This is a genomic window from Mucilaginibacter sp. P2_D11 (assembly GCF_056404435.1).
In genome coordinates, this window is the sequence record NZ_JBFUEA010000004.1 from 187,364 (window position 1) to 199,497 (window position 12,134).

General features: G+C 38.1%; 8 protein-coding genes. All 8 read right to left on the reverse strand.

Annotated elements, in window-relative coordinates; genetic code table 11:
* Positions 1-371 precede the first annotated feature (371 nt).
* The 8 genes from AC1DXC_RS07465 to AC1DXC_RS07500 all read right to left on the reverse strand — a co-directional run bounded on the left by AC1DXC_RS07465 (position 372) and on the right by AC1DXC_RS07500 (position 12,125).
* The gene (locus AC1DXC_RS07465; protein WP_477458519.1) at positions 372-1,871 is read right to left on the reverse strand and encodes a glycoside hydrolase family protein; all 1,500 of its coding nucleotides are present in this window, start codon (positions 1,869-1,871) and stop codon (positions 372-374) included.
* 84 nt (positions 1,872-1,955) lie between these two features.
* Complete coding sequence (locus tag AC1DXC_RS07470; protein ID WP_477458520.1) at positions 1,956-2,900, reverse strand: glycosyltransferase family A protein; 945 nt, start codon at positions 2,898-2,900, stop codon at positions 1,956-1,958.
* A 27-nt stretch (positions 2,901-2,927) separates the two neighbouring features.
* Positions 2,928-4,142, reverse strand: coding sequence for a glycosyltransferase (locus tag AC1DXC_RS07475; RefSeq protein WP_477458521.1), 1,215 nt, complete (start codon positions 4,140-4,142; stop codon positions 2,928-2,930).
* Between the two features lie 6 nt (positions 4,143-4,148).
* A complete protein-coding gene (locus tag AC1DXC_RS07480; RefSeq protein ID WP_477458522.1) occupies positions 4,149-5,492 on the reverse strand; it encodes an O-antigen ligase family protein in 1,344 nt (447 codons plus the stop codon).
* Positions 5,493-5,588: 96 nt separating this feature from the next.
* Positions 5,589-6,497, reverse strand: coding sequence for a polysaccharide pyruvyl transferase family protein (locus AC1DXC_RS07485; protein ID WP_477458523.1), 909 nt, complete (start codon positions 6,495-6,497; stop codon positions 5,589-5,591).
* A 12-nt stretch (positions 6,498-6,509) separates the two neighbouring features.
* Complete coding sequence (locus AC1DXC_RS07490; protein WP_477458524.1) at positions 6,510-8,057, reverse strand: lipopolysaccharide biosynthesis protein; 1,548 nt, start codon at positions 8,055-8,057, stop codon at positions 6,510-6,512.
* A gap of 149 nt (positions 8,058-8,206) precedes the next feature.
* Complete coding sequence (locus AC1DXC_RS07495) at positions 8,207-9,604, reverse strand: UDP-glucose 6-dehydrogenase (RefSeq protein WP_477458525.1); 1,398 nt, start codon at positions 9,602-9,604, stop codon at positions 8,207-8,209.
* 121 nt (positions 9,605-9,725) lie between these two features.
* Complete coding sequence (locus AC1DXC_RS07500; protein ID WP_477458526.1) at positions 9,726-12,125, reverse strand: GumC family protein; 2,400 nt, start codon at positions 12,123-12,125, stop codon at positions 9,726-9,728.
* Positions 12,126-12,134: the final 9 nt, after the last annotated feature.

Here is a 12,134-nt window from a genome sequence, read left to right on the forward strand (position 1 = left end):
AAAAGAGATTTTCCTGAACAATCGCTGATTGCAATTAGCAGGTGGGAAAAATATAGCCTTTGGAAATTACCACTTTAATTCAAATTTGCGGCTAATAGCAGATTGCTGTTTAGTTAATGGTTTTTCGCACAGGCGATAAAACAAATTTCTGGTAATGATAGAAGTTATAACACTAAGAAAAACCGACACTCAAAATGAGTTATGGTGGTTTATTTTCATTGGCGTTGATTCGACTAGGCAAATATAAAGTATAAAAAATCAGAAGAAGATCCTGCACTAACAAACGACAATGAGTGGCTACAGTGAATTTACGTATCGCAAACACATTGCCAACGCAGGTTTAAACACCTTTTAATCGAGCTTTGCTACTGCTATTTAACTGTCAAATTTTTTATGCTTTTCACATTAACAATTGAACTGTCGCTCAAATTTCTTGAGCTTTTTATGTGATTAAAATATATGTTTTCGAACGTGAAATTTAATAGAGGGTTCTGGGCGCGCTGCCCGTGTAAAAAGAACAAAGGATGCTTGCTGGCCGTTTGAACGAAGTAGATATTTGAAAACCGGAAATTCTTATAAACCCAATTCATAGGTGCTGAAGCTGCCGAGTAGCTCGAAACATATTTTCTGTCGCCCCTGATATCAATGAAACGGAGAATAGGGGTGTCGAAATAGATATTGCTGACGGTAACATTATCAATAATTGCCGGTTGGCTTGCCTGCATATAATTCATAGCGTTTATGAAGCCAACGTTCCCCTCCGAGTCGGTATTTTTGTCGTGCAGCACGTCGCAATTTGAAATGTTAATGTCGTGCATCGTGTGCGGCGTCCAGCCCAATTGAAACACGCTGCCTTGCAGTTGCCAAAAAACGCAGCCTGTAACCGTTAAATTCGTAGCTGTAGTTAACACAATAGCATCATCGTTGGACCGTACAAAACAATCAATAATTTTATCTCCGTCACCAATCAGGGCAATACCGTCGTTATTATACCTAAAACCGTTTATTTTAACATTCTTAATAGTGATGTTGTTCCCCATAGCGAGTATATTAAAGCCGGTGGCTTCTATTATAGTAATACCTTCTATGAGGTGGTTTTGGCCCTTCTTAATTGTTATACAACGGTACCAGTCTTTAGCATCGTTGTTGTGAAGGTTCCCCGTCATGGGGTAGTGGTAAGGGTAACCCTCATTAGATAATATGCCCCGGCCATTTATAATTATGCTATTGGGTGATTGTCTGTTTAAGTACCCCTTTACGTAAGCCCCTCCCGCCAGGTAAACATGGTTAACATTAGCCGGGATGGTCCAAAAACCAATTTTATAAATGCCCGGTTTAAAGTAAACCGTTTGGGCCGTTATCGGTACGTTATAAAGGCCTGCGGAATCTTTCACCACGTATGTACTTGCAGCAAAGGAGTCTGGTACATTCTTTTTGTTTTCTAAACTATCGGCGAATAATACAAGGGCGTTCCTGTTGCCTTTATCATCACTAAATTCAACAGAAACTTTAGCGGGCTTAGTTAAAGTGAAGTTCACTTTCCTGTTTGCGTTGCCCAAGGTAGTCCTGAGCGCCCCAATACCCAATCTCGTAGGGCGTATAATGGCTGTATCGGCAGTTGAGTTTAGTTTTTCAACTTCAACAGATACACTGCCAGAGAATGAAAAATTGGTAAAATGAAAACTGTTGTTTTGCTCCTGGCCCCATTCGCGCAAGGTGCCGTTTTGGGCGGAGGTTTTATAGACAATACTTTTCTTTACCGTGTTATTCTGTTTAATTGTGACAATAAACTTGTCAGATATTTTATTGAAATTTTTGTCGGGGCTTGGATAAACAATAATTTGCTGCGCGATACAATTATTAATTAGCATTAATAATTGGCATAATAAAACGACTTTTTTCATGGCGACGATTTTTTACCTGTACGCCTATATAACTATTTATATCTACAATTGTTATCCGGTAATTCTTTTTTTCAGGTACGCCAACCTAAAAATTAACCTGTTCATGCGTTCTTTATTAAAAAACGAAAGAAAATAATGAGATGAAAAACCGGCAGGGTAGGCTTTCAGCAAGGCTGTTTTCTTCAGCAGATCCACATCTTTAGCGTAATAGAATTTCTGCATGGTATGTGCCACCTTAATATCTTCGGCATTGGTTTTATTTAATTGGGTTTTTTGCTGCAGGTAGTCTAATACGGCAATGGAAGAGTTTATCATTTCGCCTTTATTGTTACTGTAATTGGTGGAATGCAGGCAATATACAAACAGTGGAGTACTAATATATTTTTGCGACACGGAATCGTTTAAGTCGATCAATAAATTCAAGTATGCAGCCCAATCATCACAACCTTTATATTGTTCAGACGTATCGATAAATAAATTGTTAGGAGCAACAAATTTAGAATTCAAAATAAGCAACCCAGGGGTATAAATAAATGTGTTCTTCAAAATCAGGCTTCGGAAACTGAACTTGGGAGCAAAGAAATAAATTGGTACCTCAATATTGTTGCCTATGTACAAAATTGTACCGTTTATTATATGAATGGCTGTGTTACTATCCAGTTCTTTTTCTAAAACTGAAAAATAATCCTCCTTCACATAGTCGTCCTGGTCTATAACTGTATAAAACTGATATCTTATTTCATTTAATGCAACATTACGCGATGCGGAAACCCCTAAGTTTTTCGCGTTTTTTAAAATACGCAAGGGGCGCGCATCGTATTTTTCTTTTAATAAACCTTCAATCCGTTCGGCATCGCCCATAGAATCTATAATAAGGACAACCTCGTTTTGCAAAATCTTGTTAGACTTATCGTAAGATTGAAAAATAGAGTCAAGGCATTTAAAAATAAAACTTTCGCCTTTATAGTAAGTAACAATTATTGAAAGTCCATCCATAATATCCGGTAATATAAATTACAGCTTTTAAGAAGTATATATTTTCTCGCGAATGTGCATCAACTTATCATAAGACGAATTTTCGCGTATTAACGATTGCGAGTTGCTTATAAACGTTTTCTGCAGGTTTTCAGAATTTACCAATTCGAGGGTTTTGGCTGTGAACTCCTCAGGAGAATCTGCAATGAAACAATCCGTATCGGTTTTAAAATCCAGGCCCTCTACACCAATTGTTGTGGTTACAAACGGCACGCCATAGTTTACGGCATCAATTATTTTCATCCGCATACCGCTGCCAATTCTCATTGGTACAACCAATATCCCGTTTTTAAACACTGTTTTTAAATCGTCTACAAAACCCAAAAACTCAATGCCGCTTTTACCAGTCGCTGCGGTGGCTTTCTTAATATCCCAGGAACCTATCACAATAAGTTTAAGATCCTTTTTAGCTGAAGATAGTGCCGGCCAACAGTTCTCTAAAAACCAGTTTAACGCATTTACGTTAGGGGAGTGGTCTGAGCCACCCAAAAAAAACAGAGAATTTTGAAAGTTGTAATTGATGTTATCAGCCCCCGCTGATTTTATTACCAATGGCGAAGAGTAAAGTTTTAACGGATCGATGTATTCCGACAATATGGTTTTATCGGTATCTGATACCGTGACAACTTTTTTATAGCGCTTTAACAGTTCAATTTCCTGCCCTTTACCCGATGCTAAAATGAAATTTGTTAAGATGGAGTTATCGCCCGAGGCCTCAACACCGCGTTGATTGCGGACGTAACGTATTTCGTGATGAATAAAAATACTGTTGATTGTCCCAGGCAAAAAGCAAACAAGTGGCAGGTATTCATAAAATTCTACCTGCACATAATCAAAGCTATCGGCGTTTATTATGCCATTAACAAACCCTATAAAATCGGCGCTAATTTCAAAAAAATAATTGCTGCTGAGGTCTACGCTGCTGCTGGCTGTTTTATATAACGAACTGTATAATTTTTGAAAAGCGTTTAAGGTAAGTATTGATATCTTTTTTATCACCTTAGTTTGCACGGCTGGCGTAAAGGGGTGTATAACAACATCAGGCCAAATTTTACCAAGTTCGTTTAAAGCCTGGCCTTGAGGAACTATAATTGAAATTTGGAACTTGCTGCGCAAGTAGTTTATCATTTCGAAAACAGCTATTTGGCCGCCCGACTGTAATGGATAGGGCACGTACGGTAATATGATCAATATTTTTTTCATCAAAAATTAAGCCCTGGCTTTTATTGCAAAAAAGGTAAAGAAGAAAAAAAATGGTAATATCTCTAAGGAAAACGGGGACCACCCCGTTAGGCCGTAAAACGAAATTGTTACAAGTACCCCAATAAAACTTAGCGAGAGTATTTGATTCCTGCTTGATTTTATTTGACGGGCGCTGAGGTATATGTTCCTTAAAATAAAGGTGATCCAGGCGATAAACCCTAAGAGACCGGTTTCGGCAAGTATTATTAAATGGATATTATGTATGGGATTCTTTTTATAAAAATCGCTTTTCGCATCGTAAAGAAATGGCCCCAGAATTGCAGGATGTTTGTTGATGTATGCCACATGTGCGTTTAAACCAACTCCTACTACAGGGGAAGTTTGAAATATTTTATACCCTATTTTATAGTGAATAGTGCGGTTTAATACTTGTGTTTGCGAATCACCTTTTAGAAATATATCGCTCATAGGAGAAAGGAAGATGACATATCCTATAAGTAAACTGCTGGGTAACATGAATTTTAATATGTTTTGAAGCGCGAAAACATTTTTATGTTCATTTTTTTTGATAAATCCCAGAAGTACAACAAGTATTACAATGCCAACGTAGGATGTTCTGGAATAAGTAAGAAAAAGGGTTATTGCATTAATTATCAATAAAATTAAACTAATTTGCTTTTTGTAATTATAAAGATACGTTGACAGAAAATAACTGGACGCAATAAGAGTAAAGATGGCCAGGCGGCCCGGGTGATTAAAGAAGCCTACTGCACCTTCCCTTGTACCCGCCCTGGTAGCCCCGATAGCTGCATCTGCAGCGTGGAACATAGAGGTTACTTGTACAATATTAAGTACGGGGAAACATATAGCTAAACCAAGCTGAATGATGCAAAGGACCGCCAAGCCATCGAATAATCCCTTAAGCAGTTGTATTGCGCTTATATAGCTACCTATAACGATCAAAAATAAAATGTTGGATACGAAGAAGATTCCATAAGAAATGGATGCGGCATAATCTTCGTTATAAGGGTTAAATACTGATATAATTATAAATAATGATGTTATGACCATCCAATTTTTAAAACTGAATTTAAACACATTTTTAAAGTTACTTTTAAAAACCAGCAACGCAGCTAACAACAATGGGATGGTAAACCTGAATGATGCCGGTAATGTACCGGTTGCCGCTATATCTGCTTCGTTACCGATTACCTTTGAAAACGTTAATGGCGTTGTTATTAAATAGAAACTTACCCATAAATATGTTATATCTCGACCTTTTAAGTAAACAAAAAGACCTCTCGCCGTTTGAAATGCAACTATTACTGCTATAATAATTAAAAGATTCATGGAGATATATTAAGTAATATTTACAGAAAAATTAAGCTTGGTGTTAAAGCTGTTGCAATGCATAAAATATCTGTTAGATATCCTGTTATAATTAAACTATTTATTAACAGCTAATTCATTTTTTAAAATTTGAATTTCGTTGCCGATCTCGTCATCAATTTCTTTTACAATATTGTCGTCAGAAAGAAAGAAATTATTTATTGCAGAAAGCGACTTGAGAATTTCCTTTTTTACAACATTTTTAATTAAAAATTCCGCATTGATGACACTTGAGCTAAATTTTAAAATGTATTCGTTAAGAAATGATTTCCGGTAGAACTTTATGAATGTGGTATCTATATTGCCTAATTGTACGGAATGCAACCAATCCATCCACTTAAATTCGGAAACCATCGAACCCTCCGTAAATGGGGTGGATAACACGTATCGATTCCATGGCACCCTCAATATATCAGCAACTATAGCACCGTGCATCGCTTCGGTAATTAAAACTTTACATGAAGCTATCTCATCTATGGTATGTTGTACACCTAATTCGGAATGCGGGGATATAAAATGAAAACCGAGCTCGGAACATATGCTTTTCCAATCGAAATAATCCATTGATTTAAAGTAAGGCATAAGCCCAACTTCGTGTTTTTTGGGTGTATTTACGCTTGCATTAAAGCCGGTGGTTAAGCGCATAGCATAGGCCGCATCGGCAATATATTTAAACTTGTTTTTTAAAGTAGCGGATGATAAGGGGCCTCTTAAAAATCGTATATCCCAAGTATCATCAACTTTGAAATTATTGTAACTTGGTCTAACACCAGAACCGAAAACGATTTTTTTTTGGTTTTTTTGAAGCGATTGTATTAATGGAATATCGTTATGCAATATTGAGCCTATCCCTAAAAATGCAATTGAATCATTTTCATTATTTTCACCAAAGAACTGCTTCCAAAGCCACGGGTTTAAATCGTCACCAAAATTTCCCCTGACGGACTCATAGTAAATATACTTCATTGCGTGATGATATTAGGTTAATACAACGTCCTTTTTTTTGAACTTATTAATTATTGATGATAATGCGGTAGTAACTAAGCTCTTTTCATCTCTATCTATTCCTGTTAGATATATACCTAAACAAAAAATAAATACAGAACTGATGATTGTAAACACAAATCTGAAATTAAATGTTAAATAATGGGTACAGATGAAACAGTAAACTACTACGATAAGCGTTGGAGCAATTTCACGTAAGATCACGTTTTTAAAATACAGGTTAATGGATAGACCTGCTATTTTGTTTGTGAAATATAGCCGGAATATACACGCAATAAGTTCTACTACAGAAAAGGTAATAATAGCAGTGTAAGCGGGGTAGCCAAGCTTTAATATAATATAGGCGATGGGGATGTTGAGCAGTATAATTGTACCAACCACTATTTGATACGATTTAATTTTCCCGGTGGCTTGTATTGCCGATTGCAGGCCAATAGTTAATTGATTGATAAGGATACCGACTAATATAAGATCACAGAATATAATAGTATGGTTAGGTACTTCTTTTAACCAAAATTTCAAAATAGCCGGCATCTCAAAAATGCATGGGATAGATACCATGGCCATCAGGAAAAAGCTAAACTTACTTGCTATCATTGATAAGCGCAGCATTCTTTCGGTATCACCGCCCCCCTGGCTTTTCATAATTTGAGGATTGATCGCCTGTAATAACGCAGCAGACAAAAAATTTAACTGTGCGGCTACTTGGTTGGCGATACCGTATGCAGCATTTATAATTGTGCCAAAAAATAAATTTAGTATAACGGCAATTCCTTGTGTTTTACCCAAAACGCATAAGGAACCAAACAAATTCCAACCTGCAAATGATGCCAATTGCTGTATTAACGATTTGTTTGCTAATTTCCAGTTCTTTAAAGATGCTTCATTGTATTTAACTAAGCAATAGGAAGCATAAAGCAAAAAGCTAAATACAGTTATACAGGGGTTCATAATGCCGTACAGTATTAATTTATCGTAGGCGGTTGCATGCGCAATAAATATTGCAAGGCATAATTTTAAAATAACCTCTATTATGCCTACAATAGCCAACCACAATATATTTTCATTGGAATTTAACGTGCCTGTAAACGGGGCTTCAAGTATGGTAAAAAAGACGGTGGCCGCCATAAAATGATATACCGCTTTTGCTGCATCCAACCTGTCGGCAGGGATTTTTAAAAACCCCTTAAAAAGAAATTGCCCTGCGGTTTCTAGGGCGAGCACAATTGAAAACCCAATTATAAGGTGTAATATTAAGCTATTAGTAAAAACAGTTTTCTGCATTGTCAGATCCTTCTTACCCTGGTAAACGGACAAAAACCGCTGAGTAGAAGTACTCATTGCTGCATTTAGGAACGACAGCATGGCTATTATGCCAGCTATTAAATTAAATATACCATAATCTCTACTACCCAAACCATTTAATACAAGCCTCGTGGAATACAAGGTAATACCCATAGTTAATATTATTCTGCCATAAAGAATAATTGTATTTAAGAGTACACGCTTAGATGAATTCATTAGGAATTAAAGTAAAAATAGGTAAAGTCTTTTTCGAATTATAGGTTATTGCTCTCCTATAGTATATTATAGTACACAAAATAATTCATCAGAATACTTCTAATGAATTATTTTGTGTATAGTTAAGATGCAGCAAATATTTGTACAATTTACTTTCCAATAGTGTACACCTTGAACCCAATCGCCGTTAGCTTTTTTCTGTCTACCACATTCCTGCCGTCAAATAAAAAGGCTGGTTTAATCATATTAACAAAAATCTGCTCCCAATCGTAGGTTTTAAATTCATCCCACTCAGTCATAATAGCTATGGCATGGGCGCCTTTGCAACAGTCGTAAGCATTTTCAGTAACGCTTACTAACTCAGCATTTTTAGTTTCGGGACGAGTGTGCAGGTAATTAAGATCACCAAGTATTTGTTGCTCAGATACCTTAGGGTCATATACGGCAACCATTGCCTCTTCATTCAGCAAATCATCAGCAACAAATATTGCCGGCGATTCGCGCGTATCATTGGTGTCTTTTTTAAACGCCCAACCTAAAAACGCTATTTTTTTCCCGGATACGGTGTTGTAAAGTGTTTTTACGATTTTATTGCCGAAGCGCCTTTTCTGATGGTCGTTCATGATAATCACCTGTTCCCAATAATCTGCAACTTGCTGTAATCCATAAGAACGTGCTATATAAACCAGGTTAAGAATATCTTTCTGAAAGCATGAACCACCAAACCCAACCGAGGCATTTAAGAATTTAGGGCCAATGCGGCTATCGGTGCCAATAGAGCGGGCAACTTCTGATATATCTGCGCCTGTATGCTCACACAGTTCAGATAAAGCATTGATGGACGACACCCGTTGCGCTAAAAATGCGTTTGCTGTAAGTTTTGACAACTCTGACGACCACAGGTTAGTAGTTAATATTCTTTCTTTGGGCACCCAGTTGGCGTAAACGTCAACCAGGGCTTGCAGTGCTTCCTGCCCTTCCTCAGTAGGGTCGCCACCTATAAGTATCCTATCGGGGGCATGCAAATCTGCTACGGCGGTACCCTCCGCTAAAAATTCCGGGTTTGATAATATTTGAAATTGGACTCCGTTACCGGTGTTTTGCAATATGTTTTTTACAGCTTCAGCGGTTCTTACCGGTAGCGTGGATTTTTCAACAATAATCTTGTCTGTGGTTGATACCCTTGCAATTTGGCGGGCGCATAATTCAATATACTTTAAGTCGGCCGCCATACCTTTGCCCGTACCATATGTTTTAGTGGGGGTGTTAACCGATATGAAGATCATTTCAGCATCGGCGATGGCTTCGTCAACTTTTGTGGAAAAAAACAAATTCCTACCCCGTGCTTCTGCCACTACCTCCGGCAAGCCGGGCTCGTAAACAGGTATATTATTGGTATCTGGGTCGTTCCATGCATCAATCCTGGCCTGGTTCAAATCAACCACCGTCACTGTAATTCCAGGGCATTTTTGCGCTATTACAGACATAGTAGGCCCGCCAACGTATCCTGCGCCAATACAACAAATTTTAGTTATTTTTTTACTCATTATATTTTACTTTTTAACCTATACGGATTTTTAGCCTATATAGAAATTCGCTATTATATGTTCTATACAAAGGTTTTAAGTGCGCAATATTTAATATAAATTGTAACCCAATTTATATTCACTAAAACCTCCGTAAGAACGTACGGATTTTTGAGCCTATCGTTTCTTTTTCTTTATCGGTGTAAGTGTTGTAAGAACTATAATAGCTATTTGTATAGCCATAGCCATAGTTAAATTGATCGCGCTTTATACCGTTAAATACCAATGTGAATTTAGGGAAACGTTTAGCTTCATCAACGCCATTAATAAATTCAAGCTCATCTTTAAGCGTATGCCCTTGCCTTATCATGTAAACAACTGCGCCAGCGGTTCGTGCAATAATATAGGCATCGGTTACCAGGTGTATTGGCGGCGAATCGATGAGAACATCATCATAGGTTTCTTTCAACGTATTTATTAATTCGTCCAGTTTGTTTTTCTCAAGTAACTCCGACGGGTTGGGTTGTATCGGGCCGCAGCCTAATACATCGAGCCCTGGTATGCCCGAAGGCTGTATCAGTTTCGAGATATCCTTATGGGTTTCTACGAGGTAATCGCTGATGCCGGGGTGCTCCGGCGATAAATTAAATACGCCTGATATCTTCGGCTTGCGAAGGTCCATTTCCAAAATGATGGTTTTTCTGGATGCGTAAGCGAGTGTAACGGCGAGGTTAGAGCTTACAAAGCTTTTGCCCTCACTGCCAATGCTTGATGTAAACAACGTTACGCGGCCCTTATCGCTATTGCCATGCAAATGCGATAAGTTGGTACGTAAAACCCTGAACTGCTCTCCGATAGCGAATTTTCCGCGGCCCTGTGTAACTACAATAGGGGTGGTGTCTTCCTGGTAAGAAAGCTCTCCCAAGATTGGTACGTTCACGGCGTCCTCAATTTGTTTACGGTTGCTTATGCGCTCATTCATGCTTTCACGTGCATACAGCAACCCTATCGGCGAGGCTAAACCTAGCAGTAATGCGATAGCATAAACTATAGCGGGTTTTGGCCATTTTGCTTTGCCTGCATGGGCATCATCCACTATTTCAGAATCTGAAACGGTAGAAGCGTACCGTAATGATATTTGCTCGCGTTTTTCAAGTAAAAAAGTATATATCTTTTCTTTACTTTCCTGTTTTCGTTTCATCGAGGTGTACAAACGGTCTTGCTCAGGTATCTTTTTCAGGCCTGTTTGAATTCCCGATTGAAATTTAGCTATCTGATCTTTAATAGCAAGTTGCGACGCTTTCATCGCTGAAATTTTATCTTTGAACGCCTTTTGCAATGCGGCTAACTGTTGGTTTACAGGATCGAACATCGGGTTAGTTTCCGGCGTAGTGGCTAGCAATTGCGCCTTTTGCAACTGAACAGCGGTAAGTTTCTCATACAAAGCCATTAAACTCGGGTCTTCCAAATGCGCGCTTGTTGGCGGTAAGGCCCCGGCATTTTTGGGATTGTTCATGGTTTTTTCTATGTCATTCAGGATTTTTAACTGCACATCAGCTTCGTTCGTAGCTTTTATATTGGCTTGGCTGATATCCCTGAAACCCTGGCTTTGCGAGTTGATGTCTGTCATGCTTTGAGCGCTTTTGAACTGCTCTATTTGCCTTTCATCAATATTTAGATCATTGTCGAGCGAATCAAGCCTCACAGTAATAAAATCGATGGCCTTTTGCGCGTCCCTGTTTTTGGATGACATTGCGTCTTCTTTATATTGCGCCATCAACTCGTTCAGTATGTCTTTGCCGCGGCTAGGCACTTGATCGGAAGTAGAAATATTTACGAACGGTGCGTCTTTATTTTCAAGTTCGACTTTTACTCTGGTTTGGTAATCATCGGCAACCTGATCGGGATCGTTAACCGTTATATCAATGGTTTTGGATTTAAACGAATTAAAATTAGCTGCGGTAGTTAATTTCCATGTTCCGAATGGGCTTTTAATCACGCTGCCATAAGCATAGTCTTTATCGCCGTTTTCATTGTCAACAAGGGTGAAGGAGTTTGCGTCTTTTAAGATTACCTCTATTTTTTCGCCTTTGCCGTCAATTGTACCTAAAGCTTTTACAAATTCAAATTTTACAGGTGTTTCTTTATAAAGGTCTTTCCCGCTCTCCTTTGCTTTATAAGTAACCCAAAGTTGAAGATCGTTTACAACTTTGTACATTAACTTTTTAGATTGCATTACCTCTATTTCGTTTTCCACGATAACGGGGGTACTTATAGGGTCTAAGTTCTGGTCCTGTCCGTTTTTGCCGATTACAGTACCTTCAGAGCTTGTTGGCCCCTTAAATTCAAGTGTAGCTAATATTGGGTAAGTAGGTTTTGTTACCTGTAGATAAAAAAAAGCCAGAATAATAAACAGGATTACCCCCAATACAAACAAGGGCCAGTGGAAAAGATATTTCTTTATGACATCTGATGATGCAGACGATTCGGCATCTCCTGTAGGTAAAGTAAACGTTGTTAATTGAGATTTTTGCTTGCTCATACGAAATAA